We start from the raw sequence: 18627 nt of genomic DNA on the forward strand, positions 1-18627 counted from the left end.
ATCGTCCGCGGAGGTCCCGGATCAGACGGTCGTTCCGCGGCTTTCAGGCGGTGTTAAGGCGCATGTGGTGTCATCGATCAATGCCGACTGCTGAGGTGGAGCTCGTGAGCCCACGCGGCGAGAGGCTCCGCCCACCGCGCCCGCGGCGGGTGGAGGAGCCGTGGGGAGGGCGCGTCTCGCGCGCGCTGCGCGAGGGTCTGCCCGCGATCATCGTCGGCCTCGTCGCGTTCACCGTCGCCGTCGTCGGCTCGTGGATCCCCAATCTCTGGGGAGACGAGGCCGCGTCGCTGCTCTCCGCTGAGCGATCGCTTCCGAGTCTGTGGTCGATGATCCACCACGTGGATGCCGTCCACGCCGGCTATTACGCCTTCCTGCACATCTGGATCTCGGCGTTCGGCGACAGCCCGTTCTCGATCCGGTTCCCGAGCGCGCTCGCCGCCGGCGCCGCCGCGGGCGGCATCGTCATCCTCGTGCGGCGCTTCGCGCCCACCGCCTTCGCCGTCGTCGCCGGGCTCGCGTGCGCCGTGCTGCCCCGCATGACCTATGCCGGCGAGGAGGCGCGCTCCTACGCGATGACGGCCGCCATCGCCGTGTGGCTCACGGTGGTCCTCTCGGCGACCCTCCGCCGGTCGACGCACGGCGACCATCTGGGCGCAAGTGCCCGAGGCTCCGCGCAGCGCGGAGAGGCGTGGGGATGGATCGCCTACGGCATCCTGCTCGCGCTCGGCACGCAGCTGTTCCTCTACCTGGCGTTCATCCCCGTCGCGCACGCGATGACGCTCGCACTTCTGCGCCCCGCCCGGGTCGTGTGGCGAGCATGGCTGAAGACCTGCGCGATCGCCGCCGCGGTCGCACTCCCGTTCGTCGTGCTCGCCGCATCCGAGCACTCGCAGATCTCGTTCCTGGCGAACCGGGATGACGCGAGCCTGGGTGTCGTGCTCCCCGGCGCCTTCTTCTCCAGCGTTCCGCTGGCCTACGTCGGCTGGGGCCTGTCGCTCGTCGCCGTCATCGGCTTCGTGGTGCGGCGCATCCGTCGCGTCACCTGGAGGCGGACCGACACACTCGCCGCCATCGTCCTGCCTTGGGCGTTCGCGCCGTTCATCCTGCTCGAGCTGCTGAACGCCGCCATCCCCGCCTTCACCTCGCGCTACCTGACGATGTGCGCGCCGGCGGTGGCCGTCGCGGTCGTGCTGGGCGTGCGCGAGCTCGTCGTCCTCGTGCGGGCGGCCGCGCGGCGGTCGGACGGCCTGCGACGGATGCGCGCCCCCGCACTCCTGGCGACGGCGACCACCCTGCTGTTCGCGGTCGTGCTCGGCGGCCTCACGGCGCCGGTCTGGGTCTCGCAACGGACGCCGTACTCGAAGAACAACAGCGACTGGTCGCAGATCAGCGACACGATCGGCGCCGAGGCCCGCCAGGGCGACGCCATCGTGTTCGACGAGGGCGTGCGGCCCTCACGCAGGACGCGGCTCGCGATGCGCGCCTACCCCGCCGGCTTCGCGAATGTGAAGGACGTCAGCCTGTCGAAGCCCTACTACGACGTCGCGAACTGGGCGGATGCGACGCTCCCGATCGCGAAGGTCATCCAGCGCGGGCGGCTCGCCGAGGTCAGCCGCGTGTGGGTCGTCGAGTACGTCGACTCGATGTCCACCGGGAAGGTCGACACCTACGGCGTGAAGGAGATCGAGGCGATCGGGTTCATCCGGGTCGGCTCGGTGCGGCTGCACAGCAGCGAGGTCTATCTGTACGAACGGGCGGGCGCGGCCATCGTCGCGTCCCGCCCGCTGGACTACGTGCCGGCGCCCGCCGTCACCGACGACGGCAGCCTGCCCCACTAGCGCGGTTGCAGGCCGCCGTCATCGGACGGGCGCGTCGCTCAGAGCCTCGTCCACGCCTCGGTCAGCACGCTGCGCAGGATCTGCCCGATCTCCGCGAACTCGGCCGGGCCGATCGTCAGCGGGGGAGCGAGCTGGATGACGGGGTCGCCGCGGTCGTCGGCGCGGCAGTAGAGGCCCGCGTCGAACAGGGCCTTGGAGAGGAAGCCGCGCAGCAGGCGCTCGGACTCGTCGTCGTCGAACGTCTCCCGCGTCGCCTTGTCCTTCACCAGCTCGATGCCGAAGAAGTAGCCGTCGCCGCGCACGTCGCCGACGATCGGGAGGTCGTGGAGAGACTCCAGCTCGGCGCGGAAGAGCGGGGAGTTGGCGCGGACGTGCGCGTTGAGCCCCTCCTCCTCGAAGATGTCGAGGTTCTCGAGCGCGACGGCGCTCGCCACCGGATGCCCGCCGAACGTGTAGCCGTGGTAGAACGCGGTGTCGCCATGGCGGAAGGGCTCGTAGATGCGGTCGGAGATGACCGTCCCGCCGAGCGGCGAGTAGCCGCTGGTGACGCCCTTGGCGAAGGTGATCATGTCGGGCTGGTAGCCGTAGGCGTTGCACGCGAAGTACTCGCCGAGGCGGCCGAACGCGCAGATGACCTCGTCGCTGACGAGCAGCACGTCGTACTTGTCGCAGATCGCGCGCACGCGCTGGAAGTACCCGGGGGGAGGGGGGAAGCATCCACCCGAGTTCTGCACCGGCTCGAGGAACACCGCGGCGACCGTCTCGGGACCTTCGAAGAGGATCATCTCCTCGATGCGGTCCGCGGCCCAGACGCCGAAGGCCTCGAGGTCGTCCGCCGGGGCGCCCATGTCGCCGGCACGGTAGAAGTTGGTGTTGGGCACACGGAATCCGCCGGGCGTGACCGGCTCGAACATGCCCTTGATCCCCGGAAGACCGGTGATCGCCAGGGCTCCCTGGGTCGTGCCGTGGTACGCGATGGCACGCGAGATCACCTTGTGCTTGGTGGGGCGTCCCTGCAGCTTCCAGTAGTACTTGGCGAGCTTGAACGCGGTCTCCACCGCCTCGCCGCCGCCGGTGGAGAAGAACACGCGGTTCAGGTCGCCGGGGGCGTAGTCGGCGAGTCGATCCGCGAGCTCGATCGCCGCCGGGTGCGCGTACGACCACAGGGGGAAGAACGCGAGGTCCTCCGCCTGCTTGGCGCTGACCTCGGCCAGTCGACGGCGACCGTGGCCGGCGTTGACGACGAACAGGCCGGCGAGGCCGTCGATGTACCGCTTGCCGGTCGAGTCCCAGATGTGGTGGCCCTCGCCCCGCACGATGATGGGCACGCCGTCGCGCTCCATCGTCGACTGGCGGGAGAAGTGCATCCACAGATGCTCGCGGGCCATGGCCTGCAGTTCGGCGTCGGTTCGGGTGACCGGTTCGGATGTGAGCGACATGAAGACCTCCGTTGGGCTCCCTCCAGACGATACTCGGGGACCCCGGCCGAGCATCCGTGCTGATCGTCGGTTTCCCGCGACTTTCCCGGACGCTGTATCCGGTCAGCGCGCCGAAGCGCGCGAGGCGAGGACGGCGTCCCAGACGGCGTCGGCGACCTCGCGCTTCGATCCGGATGCCTCGGCCACCGGCTCGCCGTCGCGGCCGATGACGACGACCGTGTTGTCGCCGCGCTCGAAGCCGACCGACCAGCCGACCTCGTTCACGACGAGCAGGTCGACGCCCTTGCGCTCGCGCTTGCGGCGGCCGCGCTCGAGCAGTCCCTCCCGGGTCGGCGCGGTCTCCGCGGCGAAGCCGACGATGGTCTGCGCAGCATCCGTCCGATCGGCGACGAGACGCGCGAGGATGTCCTCCGTCTGCACCAGCTCGAGCGTGAGACCCGGTCCGGGTGCGGACTCCTTGGTGATCTTGGCGTCGGCGATCTCGACCGGGCGGTAGTCCGCCACGGCGGCGGCCATGACGACGACGTCGGCGTCGACGGATGCGGCGCGCACCGCCTCGCCCAGTGCGGCTGCGGTGCGGGCGCGGGTCACCGAGATGCGCGGATCGTCCGCACCCGGGAGCACCCCTTCGTCGACATGCGCGGCGACCAGTCGCACCTGCGCGCCGCGATCGGCGGCTGCGCGGGCGAGGGCGACGCCCTGGAGGCCGCTGGATCGGTTGCCGATGAACCGCACGGGGTCGAGGGGCTCGCGTGTGCCGCCCGCCGAGACCACGACGGTGAGGCCCGAGAGGTCCCGTCGCCCATCGACCAGCGCGAGCGCGCGGGCGACGATCTCGTCCGGCTCGGACATGCGGCCCGGGCCGATGTCCGTCCCGGTCAGGGCGCCGTCGTCGGGTCCGACGACGTGTACGCCCCGCGCACGGAGCGTGGCGATGTTGGCCGCGGTCGCCGGGTGCCGCCACATCTCGGTGTGCATCGCCGGGGCCACGACCACCGGCGCGGTCGTCGCGAGCAGGGTCGTGCCGACGAGGTCGTCGGCCAGGCCCGCCGCCATCTTGGCGAGCGTGTTCGCCGTGGCCGGAGCGACGATCACGAGATCGGCGGCCTGGCCGAGGGCGACATGCCGCACGGCGGCGACGTCGTCGTGCACGCTGGCGGTCACGGGATGGCGGCTGATGGCCTCCCACGTGGGCGCGCCGACGAACCGCAGGGCGTTCTCGGTGGGCACGACGTGCACCTCGTGCCCGGCGAGCACGAGCGAGCGCACGACCTGTACCGTCTTATATGCGGCGATCCCGCCCGTGACTGCGACGACGACGAACACGTGTCGATCCTGCCACGCGGGCGCAGTCGGGAGGGAACATGTGCACGGTCGTCATCCGGGTGCCCGAGCCCGGCGAGGGGCCCGTCCGGCTTCTCGCGGTGCGCGACGAGGACCCCGGACGAGGATGGCTGCCCCTCGGGGAGAACTGGCCCGACCGGCCCGGTGTCGTCGGCGTGCGCGACCGGCGCGCGGGCGGCGCGTGGCTTGCGGCGGACCCCGCATCCCACCGCCTGGCGGTGCTGCTGAACCGTCGCAGCCCCGAGCCGCCGGTGGGCGTGCAGCTGATCTCGCGCGGCGGCATCCCGCTCGACGCGGTGGCGGGGCTGCCGGTCGAGCCCACGACGGCCACCGCGGGATTCAACCTCGTGACCGTGGAGGACTCGGGCGCGCGGGTCATCACATGGGACGGGGTGGAGCGGCGGGAGGCCCGCATCCCGTCCGGCACCCACATGATCGCGCATGACGATCTCGACGACTCGGCCACCGCGCGCATCGCCGCCTGGCACGACGCGTTCGCCGATGCCCCGACCGAGGGTGTGCACTGGTGGATGCCGTGGCTCGAGGTGCTGCGCGCATCTGCCGGGGTCGATCCCGATGACGAGCGGGCGATCGTGCGCGACAACCGCCCGCTGGGCTATCCGACGCTCTCGACGCTCCTGTGCGCCGCTTCGATCGGCACCTCCGGCATCGACGTCCGGTACGCGGAGTTCGCCGAGCCGGGACACTGGGATGCCGTGACCCTGCGCTGATCCGCGCCGGTCGGTGCGGATCCGTCCCCCGCGGGAGCGGAGGTCGTCAGTACTCTGGCGGCATGGACTTCGGCCTCGATCTGGTGCTGATCCCGCTCGTCGCGGTGCTCGCCCCGCTGCTCACCCGCGGTCTCGGGCGGTGGATCCCCATCCCCGTCGTGGTCTTCGAGCTGGTGCTCGGCATCATCGTCGGCCCCAGCGTGCTCGGCTGGGCCCAGCCCACCGTCTTCGCGCACTCGCTGTCGCAGCTCGGTCTCGCGATGCTGTTCTTCGTCGCAGGAACCGAGATCGAGTTCCAGGCGCTGCGCGGACGCACGGGCACCATGGCGGGCCTCGGCTGGCTCATCAGTCTCGGTGCGGGCGTCGCGCTCGGCTTCCTCGTGGCACCGGGTGAGGCCGCCATCATCATCGGGATCGCGCTGGCGTCGACGTCTCTCGGCACGCTGCTGCCGATCCTCCGCGATGCCGGCGAGCTCAAGACGCCGTTCGGCAGAGCCGTCGGCGCGCTCGGCACGGTCGGCGAATTCGGTCCCCTCGTGGCGATCTCGATCTTCCTCGGGGGACGGGCGCCCGGCCCCGCCACGATCGTGCTCGGCATCTTCGTCCTCATCGCTGCGGGAGCGGTCTGGTACGCCTACAAGGCGCCCAGCGGTCGCCTGCACCGATTCGTGACGTCGACGATCCACACGTCGGGCCAGTTCGCCGTGCGACTGGTGATCCTGATCCTCGCCGCCCTCGTGTTCCTCAGCCTCGTGCTCGACATCGACATGCTGCTCGGCGCGTTCACCGCCGGGATCGTGTGGCGACTGATGATCCGGGATGCCGACGACGAGCTCCACGAGCAGGTCGAGACGAAGATCGAGGCCGTGGCGTTCGGCTTCCTCGTGCCGGTCTTCTTCGTCTACACCGGCGTGACGTTCAACCTCACGTCGCTGCTGAAGAACCCGGCGCTGCTGGCGCTGGTCCCGGTGGTCCTCATCCTGCTGTTCATCGTGCGCGGCCTGCCGTCGATGCTCGCTGCGCCCGTCGGCGCGCGCGCCCGCGGGCGGCTCTCGATCGCGCTGCTGGGTGCGACGGGCCTCCCGATCATCGTGGCGGTGACGTCCATCGGCGTCGAGAAGGGCATCCTTCCCGGCAGCGCCGCGGCCGTCTTCGTCGGTGCGGGCATGCTGTCGGTGCTGATCTTCCCGCTCATCGGCATGGGCCTGCGCAACGAGCGGGTGGGTCCCTCCGCGGAACTCTCGGATGAGAAGCTCTGACCTCTCCGGGATCGTCGCCGGGGCGATCGAGCGCCTGACGGGCGTCCCGCAGGAGCGGCTGGGCGAGATCCTCCCCGCGCGGCGCGTTCTCGGCATCCCCCGCGCCGCCCGCATCCGGCCGTGGGGGAGCGCCTGGCACCTCGGTGTGGTGCTCATCGCCGAGGACGGCCGGATCTTCGAGACGGGCGACATCGTGCGGGCCCGCGAGGAGATCAGGCGCGGGTTCGCCGCCGAATCCCAGCGGGAGCGGGCCGCGCTCGCGGCCGCCGCCCGCCGGGGCGGCTTCGCCGAGGGCGAGACGGTGCACCTCGGCTGGCACCAGCTCGACCTCAGCGCTCTTGAGCGGGGAGGCTCCTCGGGGCCGCTCGCGCTGCGCGACGGCGAGCCGGTCGTGCGCTGGAGCCACTCCGGCGGCTTCGTGCCGCTCGCCGCCTACCTCGACGAGCGGGTCGAGCTGCTGCGGCATCCGCCGCAGGGCGCCACCTGACGGGCTTCCTTCGCGCCGCTGTTCGCCGCCCGCGCTGCACTTCAGCGCCCGCGCGGCTGAAATGTGCACGAGCGCCGGAACGATCGGCCGCGGATGCAGCAAACGGCAGCGCGACTGGATCAGACCGTGGACCAGCCGCCGTCGGCCATGAGGATCGCACCGTTGATGAACGAGGCGTCGTCGCTGAGCAGCCACGTGATGGCGGCGGCGAGTTCCTCGGGCTGAGCGGCGCCGGGGATCGCCGTCTGCATGATCGGGCCGATGCGGCCGGCTGCGAACTCCGACCGGAAGGGCGCCTCGATGTTCGTCATGACGGCGCCGGGGGCGACGGCGTTCGTGCGGACGCCCTGCGGCCCGTAGAAGAAGGCGGTGCTCTTGGTCAGGCCGATGACCGCGTGCTTCGACGCGGTGTAAGCGGTGCCGGATGCGGAGGCACGGATGCCGGCCTCGCTCGCGGTGTTGACGATGGCGCCCTTGCCGCGCTCGAGCATGCCGGGGAGGACGGCGCGGGTGAGGCGCATCGGGCCGGTGACGTTGACGCCCATGACCCGCTCCCACATCTCGTCGGTGAGCTCGCCGACGGGGAGGAAGGCATCCATGATGCCCGCGTTGTTGGCGAGCGCATCGACGGCGCCGTCCGCCGCGGCGAGGATCGCCTCGATGGTGTCGGGGGCGGCGACGTCGCCGGCGACGGTCTTCAGCCTGTCGCCGCCGACCTCGGCAGCGAGCTCCTCGAGACGGGGAGCAGAGATGTCGGATGCGACGACCGTCGCTCCCTCGGCGAGCAGGCGCAGGGTGGTCGCCTTGCCGATGCCGGAGCCGGCGCCCGTGACGACGGCGGTCTTGCCCTCGAAGCGGCCCGGGACGATGGCGGTGCTCATGTGGATGTGTCTCCTTCGGGGCGGCGGATCCACCCTTCATCGGGAATATAGCACTCAGTGCCATAATCCGTTCCGAAGGACCAAAGAGATATCCGGTCGGCGTACCGGACCGTGGCGGGCGGCACTGCGAGGATGGAGGGCATGGCAGCAGGCAGAGGTCCGGGGCGCCCGGTCGAGGCGGACCCCGGGGCGATCGCCCTCACCGCCCTGCGTCTGTTCGCGGCCCGCGGCATCGACGAGGTGACGATGGCCGAGGTCGCGGAGGCCGCCGGCGTCAGCCGCCGGACGCTCTACCGGTGGTTCCCGTCGAAGGGCGCGCTCGTGTGGGGCGGCGCCGCCGAGGCCGACGAGCGGTTCGAGGCGGCCTGGACCGCGGCCGCCGGCATGCCGCTGTTCGATCGCGTGCGCGCCGGGTACGAGGCATCCCTCGCCCCGCTCGGTCCGGAACCGGATGCGACGCGCCTGCGCCTGCGTTTCATCGATGCGAGCCCGGCGCTCGCCGCCGTGGGATCCGAGCTGCAGGAGCGGATGGGGGAGCACCTCGCCGCGCATCTGTCCGAGGCGCTCGACCAGCCGGTCGACAGCCTTCGCATCGCCTCCCTCACGGGCGCGATCGGCGGCGCGTCCTACGCCGCGCTCGTGTGGTGGGCGCGCGGCGAGGATCCGCGCTCACCGGCCGAGGTCATCGACGAAGCGCTGGCACCGCTCGCCGCCCTGTTCTGAGCCGCGGTCTGAACCGCGGTCGCGGCGTCAGCCGAACTGGCGGACGAAGCCGCGCACGACCCGCATGGGCTCCGTCACGGGCGCGCTGAGCACCCGCTCGGAGATCACCTCGTAGTCGGCGGAGGCGAAGTAGCCGTACTCGCGATAGATCGCCATCCGCTCGACGAAGGCCGTCCTCGACGCCTCGGGGTGGAACTGGGTCGCATAGAGGCGATCTCCCCATCGGTACGCCTGGATCGCGCTCGATGGGCCGCGCGCGAGCAGGACCGCACCCGGGGGAGGCTCGGACGAACCCTCCTTGTGGCCGGTGAGCGCCGTGAAGCGCGTCGCGAGCGGACCGAAGACGGGGTCGTGCTCGCCGTCCTCCGTCAGCGTGACGACGGTGGGACCGGTCTCCTCACCGTGCGCGCGGCTCACCTCGCCGCCCAGCGTGCGGGTTGCGACGCCGATGCCGTAGCAGGTGAACAGCACCGCGGGCCCGCCGTCCGCGGCCGCCGCCGCCAGCGCGGCAAGGCCGGCTTCGACGTGCTTCTGCCGATCGGGCTTCGCCGACTCCGGGTCGACCGTGTTGAAAGGGCTGCCTCCGACCATGTACGCCGCGTATGCGGCGAGGTCCGGGAGCGGGTCGCGGACGAGGTCGAGCGCGTCGAGTTCGTCGTCCGACAGGCCGGACGCCAGGCGGAACGATTCGTACTCCGCCTCGGCGGCATTCCTCTGCGGCCGTACGCAGACATACAGCACCCGGGCGCTCATGGCGCAGATTCTATGGGGCGCCGCTGGGCGCATGCATCCGTCCCTGGAGATTTCCGAAGCGGTTGTATCAGGCGAAACACTTCCCACTCGTTCCCTATGTGGAGACAATGGGCGCTATGACCGACATCGATCGGTCGGAGCCGGACGGCCAGGAGCGTACTGGGAACGCGTGGGCCGAGGCATCCGACAACTCCGCCGCGCCCGCACGATGGGAGCACGCGGCCGACCTGTTCCTGCGCTGGCGCGAGGGCGAGACCCGCGCGATGGACGAGCTCGTGCGCCTCATGACACCCGTGCTCTGGCACGTCGTGCGCGCGTACGGCCTTGACCGCGCGCTCGCCGAAGACGTCGTCCAGACGACGTGGCTGACGCTGGTGCGCCGGCACGAGACGATCATGGATCCTCGCGCGGTGTCCGGCTGGCTGACGATGTGCGCGCGCCGCGAGGCGTGGCGCGTCGGCAAGCTGCAGCGCCGCGCCGATCCGACCGAGGCCGAGTACCTGGAGCCCCACCTTCCGACATACGAGTCGGCCGAGCACACCGCCGGGGTCGAAGACGACCAGCGGCGCCTGTGGGCATCGGTCGGCAGGTTGGACGACCGATGCCAGCGCCTGCTGCGCGTCATCGCGTTCGACGACCGGCCCGACTATGCGCGCATCGCCGCGGATCTGTCGATGCCGGTCGGCTCGATCGGACCGACGCGCCAGCGGTGCCTGGGAAAGCTGCGCGCCTTGCTCGAGGGCGACGGATGGAGGGACCACGATGCAAACTGAGGACTTCGCGGCGGATGCCGCGCTCTTCGCACGACTTCGCTCGGTGTGGGAGGACGTCGATCCTTTGCCCGCCGACCTTGTGGACAGGATGGTGGCCGCGGTCGCCGTCGAGGACCTGTCGCGGGAGTACGCGCTGCTGACGCTCGTCGAGACGAATCTCGCCGCCGTCCGCAGCGACTCGGACACCATGACGTTGCAGTTCAGCGACGGTACGACGACGGTGCTCCTGCACATCACGCAGACCGAGTCCGGCAAGCACCGAATCGACGGATGGGTGGATGCCTCGGCCCTCGCCGTCCGGCTCGTCCAGGCGACCCGCGAGCTGCCGGCCGAGCTCGGCGAGCATGGCCGCTTCGCGTTCGACGGCGTGCCCGCCGGAGTCTCCCGTCTGAAGCTGGCGGTGCGCGACGAGGGAGGCGAACTCCACGATTTCCAGACCCCGCAGTTCGAAGTGTGACCGTAAGGACAGCAGATGACCGACCTTCCCCCCGATTCGTCCTCCGACCGTCCTCCCGCCTCCTGGCGCGACCGCTATGACGCGGCCCGCGCGCAGGGCGTGCCGCTGGATCCTGCCAGCGAGCCCGTGGCGGGCGTCAACGCGTATCCGACGTCGTACGACCGGTCGCACCTGCTCGTCACCGTCTCCGACGGCGCACTCGAGTCGCTGCTCGACCTGTTGGCGAACGCCGCATCCGACTTCGGATGGGGCATCGCCCTGCAGAACATGGACGGGACGCCGCTGACCCGGGAGGATGCGTCAGCTCGCGCGCGTCGCTGGCGGGAAGCGCTCGAGCTGCCGACCATCCATCGCGTGTCGATCTTCCCGTCGCCGAGCCCTGACAAGGACGACCAGCCCGTCCCGCCGATCGACGCGTGGCGCCTGCTGCAGCGCGCCCGCGCGCGGGCCAGCGCCAATGGAGGAAAGCCGGATGTGCCGGGCGTGAGCCTGGATCACGTCCTGAGCGTGGATCCGTATGGCTCTACCAACCCGTACGGGTCGACGAACCCTTATGGCTCTACCAACCCGTACGGGTCGACGAACCCTTATGGGTCTACCAACCCGTACGGGTCGACGAACCCGTATGGGTCGACCAATCCCTACGGGAGCACCAACGCCCCCGGAACGGGGAGTTACGCTCAGCCCGGAAGCGGCGGCCGACAGGTGGTCGATTACATAGGTGCGGGCCCGATACGCTCTCGGAAGCTCGCGTCGAGCGGACGTCGTCCCGTCGTGGCGATCCTCGACACCGGGTGTGGAAAACACCCCTGGCTCACCGATGACATCGTGACTCGGACACCGACCTTCGACGGACACCACATCGGCGAGCACACTGCTGCGACCGACCCGGAAGTGTCGGGCGACCTGATCGGCCAGTTCGACGGAGCGATCGACCCGGCGTCGGGCCATGGCACCTTCATCGCGGGAATCATTCGCCAACTCGCACCCGAGGCCGACATCATCGCGGTCCGCGTGGCGAACAGCACGGGCGCGCTTCTCGAGGGCGACTTCATGATGGCCGTCCGCTCGCTCGTCCAGTGGATGGCTGCGCCCCCGAAAGCGGGCGGGCGCCCGATCGACGTCCTCAATCTGTCACTCGGGTATTACCACGAGACGCCGGACGATGAGCTGTTCGATCACACGCTCTCCCAACTCTTGGTGGCGGCTCGAAACAAGGGTTGCGCGGTGGTCTGCTCGGCGGGCAACGACGCGACCGATCGTCCGGCATTCCCCGCGGCGCTATGGGATTGGCCTGGTGCAGAGTTCACTGTCGAGGATCCCGCGGATGTCGCACCGCACCTCTCGGTGGGCGCTCTGAACCCGAACCATCGTTCGGTCGCGCTGTTCAGCAACATCGGCGCGTGGGTTCGAGCGTACGCCCCCGGTGTCTCGGTTCTCAGCACGACGCCGCCCTTCAATGGAGGCATACAAGCGGGGACCCGGAACGATCGATACGGGCTCCGAAGAGAGACGATCGACCCGGATGACTGCACCGGCGGGTTCGGACTGTGGAGCGGCACCTCCTTCGCTGCTCCGCATGTGGCCGGAACGCTCGCTGCCGAGCTCACGGATGCACTGATGAGCGGCAAGGTCGATCTCAAGAAGCGCATAGACCTGTTGCGATCGTCCGCGAGCGGAGTGATGCAGCGGCAGGCGGGAACGGTAATTGCTCCCGCGTAGGTGAGTTACGGGCACAACTCCGTCGGCTTCATCCCAGACCCGATATCGAGCCCATGACCGGAACGCATCGCATTCGCGAGAAGATGTAGTCGTGTCTCGGTCAGGGGAGTCCTGGCATCGCCGCGCGGTCACCCTGAGCATCAGCGGGCGCTATGCCGAGGCTTCGCACGCGCTCGATCAGGCTCAAGCGGCCGCGACTGATGCGGACATGCAGGCGAGGATTCTGGGAACTCGTGCGGTCATCCTCCAGCGCATCGGTCGTCCAGACGAGGCTGAATTCGCCGCGATCGCCGCCAGTGAGATGCCCGGCATCGGGGACCACACGCGTTCTGCATTACTCGGGCAACTCGGCGCCCTGGCGATGTACAGCGGCCGCCTCTCGGAAGCCGACCGATGGCTGACCGAGGCCATCGACAGCCTCGGGGACACGGTCGAAGCGGCGAGAGTGCGAATCAACCGAAGCCTGGTCGCGATCCAATCGCAGCGGTTCACCGACGCGATCGCCGACATGGACGCCGCCATCGAGACCTTCAAGGCGGCAGGCCTCACGGTTGAGCAAGGTCAAGCCCAGCACAACCGCGCGTACGTCGAACTCCTCAGGGGAGACCTCGTGAGCGCCCTGCAGGGCATGCTCGCGGCCCGCCCGCTCGCCGCGACCTCCCCCGTCGCTGCGGCGATCGGCGACATCGACCGGGCCGAGGTGCTTCGGGATGCGGGGCAGACCAACGAAGCCGAGGCGCTGCTCGCAGCGTCGGCTCCGATCTTCGGGCGTCACCGCATGCCGCAGTCCCGGGCCGAGACGGAGTTCCAGCTGGCACGGTCGCAGCTCATGCACGACCCGCCGAAGGCGCGGAAGACGGCTGCGGCCTCGGCGAACCGCTTCCGCTCGGTCGGCAACGAGGCGTGGGCGTCGCGGGCCGACGCCATCCGCCTGCGCGCCGAGCTCGCGGCCGGTGCGCCGGCGCTCAGCGGGCGGGTGCCGGAGCCGCGCCGCCCCCTGGATCCTGCCGAGGCGGAGGCCGTGGCATCCGCCCTCGACGGGTTCGGCTTCGCGAGCGAGGCCGCCGCCCTGCGTCTGTCGCTCGACATCTGGCGGTCACGCCATCCGCGGGCCGGCCCCAGCGCGACGCGCGCCCTGCGCGTCCCGCGCACCGCCTCGCTCGAGGTGCGCCTGCTGGCGCACGAGGCGCGGGCCGAACGGGCCGTCGCCGTCGGCCGCGAGGCCGACGTCCGCAGGCACATCTCGGCGGGGCTCGACGAGCTCGCCGAGTGGCAGGCGGCGTTCGGCAGCCTCGACCTGCAGACGTCGGTGTCGGCCCACGGTCGCAACCTGATCGTCGCGGGGCTGGCGTCGGCCGTCCGGACGCGGCGCCCGGACGTCCTTTTCGAATGGTCGGAGCGCGCGCGGCACCTCAGCCAGCAGGTGGTGGCGATCCGCCCTCCGCAGGATCCGCAGCTCGCCGCCGACCTCGCCGAGCTGCGCCACCTCCGCTCCGACGACCCGACCGGCGCGTGGCGCCGTGACCCCCGGCTCGCCGCACTCGAGGAGCGGGCGCGGGAGCGCCAATGGTCGGCGACGGGGGCGGCCGGCATCCATCAGCGCGTCACGCTGGAGTCGCTGCGGGATGCGCTCGACAGCCGCACGGCGCTGCTGAACTTCGTCTACTCCGGCGAGGTGCTCACGGCCCTCGTCGTCACGGGCGATCGCGCCAAGATCATCGACCTCCCGGGATGGCAGAGCGTCCGGCGGATGCTCCCGGGGCTGCGGGCCGACCTCGATATGGCTGCGTCCATCCATTCCGGCCCGATGGTCGAGGTCGTCAAGCGCAACCTCGACGACCGGCTCGCCGTCATCTCCGCCGCACTGCTCGACGAGGTCGTCGCGTTCGCCGATGCGCAGAGGATCGTCATCACGGTGCCCGGAGTCCTCGGCGGCCTGCCGTGGGGGATGCTGCCCGCGCTGCGCGGGCGCGAATTCACCCTGGCGGCGTCCGTCACCCGTTGGGTCGCCCAGACGGGCGCCGCGACCGCCCGCACGGCGGGATTCGCGGTCGGCCCTCGCGTCGCGCGGGGTGACGAGGAGACAGAGGCCGCGGCATCCGCGTGGCCGTCCGCCCGTGTGCTCCGCGGGCATGATGCGACGGTGGATGCGGTGGCCGACCTCGCCGCGGACGTTGACGTGCTGCACGTCGCCGCGCACGGGAGGCACGCGGCATCCAACGCGCTCTTCTCCGGCATGGAGCTCGCCGACGGCACGCTGTTCGGCTACGACGTGGACCGCATCCCGCGGGTCCCGTCGATCGTCGTGCTGTCGTCGTGCGAGGTCGGCCGGTCGTCGGTCCGCTGGGGCGAGGAGGCGGTCGGGATGACCCGGGTCTGGCTGCACGCCGGGACGCACGCCGTCGTGGCGACGCCGGTGATCGTCGCCGACGACATCGCGTGCGAGCTGCTCGGGGCCATGCATGCCGGCCTCGTCGCGGGTCTCACGCCGTCGGCCGCGCTGGCCGACGCGTCGACCCGGACGGGCCTGGTGTCGTCTTTCCAGGTGCACGGCGCAGGATTCTGAAAAACCTTGTATCAGAGGTATGGATAGGCGCTCTGACACTGTGGAACGGCGCTGCATAGAGCGGGATCCGGGGGGAACACCCGCATTGCTGGGGGCAGCGGTCAGATCATCGGGGGGCACTTGGGGAGTGCCGATCGTCCGCGCGCCGGTTCCGGGGGGATGTCGCAGAGACCCAGGTCGGCGACATCCCCCGCCTTTCGTTGTGCCGCATCGGCCGCGAGCCCGCACTCCTTTCCCGAACCCGCACTCGATTGACGTGAATCGGATGCGGGCTGGGGAAACGAGTGCGGGCTCGCGGTCGGGGGTGAGAGGGCTCAGCGGGAGGAGTTCGCGGTGCGACCGCGCACGATGCCCACGAACGCCTCGACCTCCGGGGTCGTCCGGTCGGCCACCCACGCCAGTGAGACGCGGGACGACGGCGCATCGCGCAGCAGGCGGTACTCGGCATCCTTCCGGTGATGCAGCCGGGCGAGCGACATCGGAACGATCACGACCCCGACCCCCGCCGCCACGGTGGCGATGGCGTCGGCCGTGGTCTCGGGAGAGGCGAAGCTCGGTGCGACGGTGCCGTCCACCTCGAGGCCCAGCACGTCATCCTGCGGCACGATGAGCACCTCGCCCTCGAGGTCCGCGGCGTCGAGCTCGTCGGCGGCGGTGAGGTGGGAGTCCGCGGCGACGACCACGACCGTGGCCTCGTCGTACAGGGCGATGACGTGCAGGCCGTCCTGGTCGATGGGCTGCCGGATGAGGGCCGCATCGACCTCGCCCCGCCGCAGGGCATCGTGCTGCTCGGAGACGCTCAGGGGGACCAGCTCGAGGCGGGTGCGCGGCATCCGTTCGTTCCAGATGTCGATCCACTTGCCGGGTGTGGCTCCCGGGATCGCTCCCAGCCGGAACGACTCCGCTGGCTCGGGCTCGGGCACGATCGGCTGGGGTGCCGGGGGCTGCCGTGGCCTGCCCTTCGGCTGAGTGCCGGGCCTTCCCACGCGCGGGTTGCCCGGACGTGCGCCACCCCGCCTGCCGTTCGCCATGAGCCCCACCGTACCTCGCCGGTCTCACCGGCGGCGGTCACCGGCATTCCCGGCCCAGGGGATCGAGTCGCGGACGCGGCCGGGCGGGCCGTCCGGGGCGGGCTTCGGAACCTGCCCAAGCCGGGGCGGCCGAATCCCGGAAGGCACCCGCACTGCGCGATACCGTGTGCGCATGGTCGGAATCCTCGCGCTCGTGTTCGCAGCGCTCGCCGCGCTCTTGCACGTCTACATCTTCATCATGGAGAGCGTGCGGTGGACGACGCCCGCTGTGTGGCGGCGCTTCGGGGTCGCCGACCAGCAGTCGGCCGACATCACCAGGCCGATGGCGTACAACCAGGGGTTCTACAACCTGTTCCTCGCCATCGGGGCGGGCCTCGGCATCCTTCTGTTCGCGATGGGCGGCCCGGACGCGCTGGTCGCCGGTCGCACGCTCGTGCTGTTCAGCCTCGGGTCGATGGTCGCCGCAGCGCTCGTGCTGACGACCACCGGCCTCAAATACCTGCGCGCCGCCCTGCTGCAGGGCACTCTGCCGCTGATCGGCTTCGTGCTCATGCTCTTCGCATAGGCGGCGCGGGACGCGGGGTCAGGCGGCCAGACGCAGGCCCCTCTTGTCAGTCGCGACGTGTGCGCGATCGGCGATGATCTCGTCGTCGCCGATGAGCGCGCCCATCGCGACGATGGCGTGATCGCCGACACTCGTGCGCACCCCGATCTTCGCGCGCGCGCCGATGGCGGCGCCGGGGCCGATGTGCGCGTGTGCAGCGATGTCAGCCTCCGGGCCGATGACGGCGTCGGACTCGATCCAGGCTCCGTGGTGGACATGCACCCCGGCAGCGATCTGCGCTCCGGGCTCGACATACGCCCCCGTCTCCACGACAGCCGTGGGGTGCACCTTCGCGCCGTGCGCGATCAGTCCCCGGCCGTTGACGTGCTTGCGGTAGCGCAGCGTCTCGCCGCTTTCCTTCTCGATATCCACGTAGTTCTTGCCCACGGTTCCCTCCGCCGGCGCACAGTCCCAGGGTGTGCACTATGCACCGGAATAGATGCAACGTCGGTCTTCGGCATCCCATTCCCGCACTCAGCAGGCGCACAGATGTCACGCATCAGACACCCTGGATGGTTCAATCGGGGCCCGGTCGTGGGCACGCAGACGCGAAGAAGGGATGCCGCGAGCCGCGGCATCCCTTCTCCGTTTCCCCAGGTCAGACGGCGTACTCGTCGGCGACCTCGAGGGCGCGGTCGATGACGTCGAGTCCGCGGCGCAGCTCGTCCTCGGCGATGACGAGCGGCGGTGCGACGTGCAGGCGGTTGAAGTGCGTGAACGGCCACACGCCGGCCTTCTTGCAGGCCGCGGCGACGGCCGCGACCGGAGCGGCGTCCGCGCCGGCGGCGTTGAACGGCACGAGCGGCTCGCGCGTCTCCTTGCTCTTCACGAGCTCGATGGCCCAGAAGAGGCCCGCGCCCCGGACATCGCCAACGGATGCGTGGTTCGCGGCGATCTCCTGCAGGCGAGGCTGCACGACCCGGGCACCGAGGTCGCGGACGCGTTCGAGGATGCCGTCACGCTCGAACACCTCGAACGTGGCGACCCCGGCTGCACACGCCAGCGGGTGGCCCGAGTATGTGAGGCCGCCCGGGAACGCCACCGTGTCGAAGTGGCTCGCGATGCGGTCGGAGATGACGACGCCGCCGAGCGGCACGTACCCCGAGTTCACGCCCTTCGCGAAGGTGATGAGGTCGGGCGTGACACCGAAGCGGTCGACGGCGAACCACTCGCCGACGCGGCCGAAGCCGACCATCACCTCGTCCGCGATGAAGGCGATGCCGTACCGGTCGCACAGCTCGCGCACGCCCGGGAGGTATCCGGGCGGGGGCACGAGGACTCCGTTGGTGCCGACGATCGACTCGAGGATGATGGCGGCGATCGTCGAGGCGCCCTCGAGGACGATGACCTGCTCGAGGTGTTCGAGCGCGCGCTGCGCCTCCTCCTCGGGGGACGACGAGTGGAACGGCGAGCGGTAGGCGTAGGGGCCGAAGAAGTGGGCGACGCTGCCGTCGCCGGGCTCGTTCGCCCACCGGCGCGGGTCGCCGGTGAGCGAGATCGCCGTGGTGGTGTTGCCGTGGTAGCTGCGGTACATCGAGAGCACCTTGCGCTTGCCGGTGACGGCCCGGGCCATGCGCACGGCGTTCTCGTTGGCGTCGGCACCTCCGTTGGTGAAGAACACCTTGTTCAGGTCGCCCGGCGCGACCTCGGCGATGCGGCGTGCCAGCTCGCCGCGCACGTCGTTGGCCATGGACGGCTGGATCGTCGCGAGACGGCCGGCCTGCTCCTGGATGGCGCGGATGAGATCGGGATGCTGGTGCCCGAGGTTCAGGTTCACCAGCTGCGACGAGAAGTCGAGGTAGGCGTTGCCCTGGTAGTCCCGGAAGGTCGCTCCTTCGCCCGCGGCGACGGGCAGCGGGTCGATGAGTGCCTGGGCGCTCCAGGAGTGGAAGACATAGGCGCGGTCATCCGCTCGCACCCGGGCCTCGGCCTCGAGGTCGGGGAGTGCGTGGGTGTCGCCGAGCCGGTCGGTGTACGACGCGGTCGTGAGGGTGTCGGTCATCGTGTGTCCTGCGAGTG

Annotated in this window: 17 protein-coding genes; 10 read left to right on the forward strand and 7 right to left on the reverse strand. The window is 70.7% G+C overall.

From position 1 onward, the window contains the following. The first annotated feature begins 80 nt into the window (after positions 1 to 80). A complete protein-coding gene (locus AC0NZN_RS09985; RefSeq protein ID WP_474592146.1) occupies positions 81 to 1838 on the forward strand; it encodes a glycosyltransferase family 39 protein in 1758 nt (585 codons plus the stop codon). Between the two features lie 38 nt (positions 1839 to 1876). On the opposite strand, the gene AC0NZN_RS09990 is transcribed toward AC0NZN_RS09985, so the two are convergent. Beyond that, positions 1877 to 3277, reverse strand: coding sequence for an aspartate aminotransferase family protein (locus tag AC0NZN_RS09990; RefSeq protein WP_474592147.1), 1401 nt, complete (start codon positions 3275 to 3277; stop codon positions 1877 to 1879). Positions 3278 to 3379: 102 nt separating this feature from the next. Beyond that, positions 3380 to 4603: a bifunctional phosphopantothenoylcysteine decarboxylase/phosphopantothenate--cysteine ligase CoaBC gene (gene coaBC, locus AC0NZN_RS09995; RefSeq protein ID WP_474592148.1), complete on the reverse strand. Its 1224-nt coding sequence runs from the start codon at positions 4601 to 4603 to the stop codon at positions 3380 to 3382. A 38-nt stretch (positions 4604 to 4641) separates the two neighbouring features. Between coaBC and AC0NZN_RS10000 the strand changes: the two genes are divergently transcribed. The 3 genes from AC0NZN_RS10000 (at position 4642) to AC0NZN_RS10010 (ending at position 7098) form a co-directional block, all read left to right on the forward strand. Continuing rightward, positions 4642 to 5352, forward strand: coding sequence for an NRDE family protein (locus tag AC0NZN_RS10000; protein WP_474592149.1), 711 nt, complete (start codon positions 4642 to 4644; stop codon positions 5350 to 5352). A 62-nt stretch (positions 5353 to 5414) separates the two neighbouring features. Continuing rightward, a complete protein-coding gene (locus tag AC0NZN_RS10005) occupies positions 5415 to 6611 on the forward strand; it encodes a cation:proton antiporter (RefSeq protein ID WP_474592150.1) in 1197 nt (398 codons plus the stop codon). Continuing rightward, positions 6598 to 7098, forward strand: coding sequence for a glutaminase (locus tag AC0NZN_RS10010; RefSeq protein ID WP_474592151.1), 501 nt, complete (start codon positions 6598 to 6600; stop codon positions 7096 to 7098). The genes AC0NZN_RS10005 and AC0NZN_RS10010 overlap by 14 nt, the downstream gene beginning before the upstream one ends. 119 nt (positions 7099 to 7217) lie before the next feature. Here AC0NZN_RS10010 and AC0NZN_RS10015 read toward each other — a convergent pair whose 3' ends face one another. Beyond that, on the reverse strand, positions 7218 to 7979 hold the full coding sequence (locus tag AC0NZN_RS10015) for an SDR family NAD(P)-dependent oxidoreductase (protein WP_474592152.1): 762 nt from the start codon (positions 7977 to 7979) through the stop codon (positions 7218 to 7220). 141 nt (positions 7980 to 8120) lie between these two features. Here AC0NZN_RS10015 and AC0NZN_RS10020 point away from each other — a divergent pair, with 141 nt between their 5' ends. Next, positions 8121 to 8702: a TetR family transcriptional regulator gene (locus AC0NZN_RS10020; protein WP_474592153.1), complete on the forward strand. Its 582-nt coding sequence runs from the start codon at positions 8121 to 8123 to the stop codon at positions 8700 to 8702. Between the two features lie 27 nt (positions 8703 to 8729). Here the strand turns inward: AC0NZN_RS10020 and AC0NZN_RS10025 are convergent, their stop codons facing one another. Beyond that, entirely contained in the window at positions 8730 to 9455 is a 726-nt protein-coding gene (locus AC0NZN_RS10025; RefSeq protein WP_474592154.1) for a glutamine amidotransferase-related protein, read from the reverse strand. Between the two features lie 116 nt (positions 9456 to 9571). Here AC0NZN_RS10025 and AC0NZN_RS10030 point away from each other — a divergent pair, with 116 nt between their 5' ends. The 4 genes from AC0NZN_RS10030 to AC0NZN_RS10045 all read left to right on the forward strand — a co-directional run bounded on the left by AC0NZN_RS10030 (position 9572) and on the right by AC0NZN_RS10045 (position 14973). Continuing rightward, complete coding sequence (locus AC0NZN_RS10030) at positions 9572 to 10228, forward strand: RNA polymerase sigma factor (protein ID WP_474592155.1); 657 nt, start codon at positions 9572 to 9574, stop codon at positions 10226 to 10228. Continuing rightward, positions 10218 to 10685 (forward strand): hypothetical protein, encoded by a 468-nt coding sequence (locus AC0NZN_RS10035; protein WP_474592156.1) that lies wholly within the window; start codon positions 10218 to 10220, stop codon positions 10683 to 10685. Before AC0NZN_RS10030 ends, AC0NZN_RS10035 begins: the two co-directional genes overlap by 11 nt. A gap of 15 nt (positions 10686 to 10700) precedes the next feature. Beyond that, the gene (locus AC0NZN_RS10040; RefSeq protein WP_474592157.1) at positions 10701 to 12407 is read left to right on the forward strand and encodes a S8 family peptidase; all 1707 of its coding nucleotides are present in this window, start codon (positions 10701 to 10703) and stop codon (positions 12405 to 12407) included. A 445-nt stretch (positions 12408 to 12852) separates the two neighbouring features. Next, positions 12853 to 14973, forward strand: a complete 2121-nt coding sequence (locus AC0NZN_RS10045; RefSeq protein WP_474592158.1) for a CHAT domain-containing protein — start codon at positions 12853 to 12855, stop codon at positions 14971 to 14973. 314 nt (positions 14974 to 15287) lie between these two features. Here AC0NZN_RS10045 and AC0NZN_RS10050 read toward each other — a convergent pair whose 3' ends face one another. Continuing rightward, complete coding sequence (locus AC0NZN_RS10050; protein ID WP_474592159.1) at positions 15288 to 16004, reverse strand: LysR substrate-binding domain-containing protein; 717 nt, start codon at positions 16002 to 16004, stop codon at positions 15288 to 15290. A gap of 172 nt (positions 16005 to 16176) precedes the next feature. Here AC0NZN_RS10050 and AC0NZN_RS10055 point away from each other — a divergent pair, with 172 nt between their 5' ends. Then, positions 16177 to 16569, forward strand: coding sequence for a DUF1304 domain-containing protein (locus AC0NZN_RS10055; protein WP_474592160.1), 393 nt, complete (start codon positions 16177 to 16179; stop codon positions 16567 to 16569). An 18-nt stretch (positions 16570 to 16587) separates the two neighbouring features. On the opposite strand, the gene AC0NZN_RS10060 is transcribed toward AC0NZN_RS10055, so the two are convergent. Both AC0NZN_RS10060 and AC0NZN_RS10065 read right to left on the reverse strand, forming a co-directional pair. Further along, positions 16588 to 16995 (reverse strand): transferase, encoded by a 408-nt coding sequence (locus AC0NZN_RS10060; RefSeq protein ID WP_474592161.1) that lies wholly within the window; start codon positions 16993 to 16995, stop codon positions 16588 to 16590. Between the two features lie 211 nt (positions 16996 to 17206). Beyond that, entirely contained in the window at positions 17207 to 18610 is a 1404-nt protein-coding gene (locus AC0NZN_RS10065; RefSeq protein WP_474592162.1) for an aminotransferase class III-fold pyridoxal phosphate-dependent enzyme, read from the reverse strand. Positions 18611 to 18627: the final 17 nt, after the last annotated feature.

Source organism: Microbacterium sp. sgz311019, from assembly GCF_056135325.1.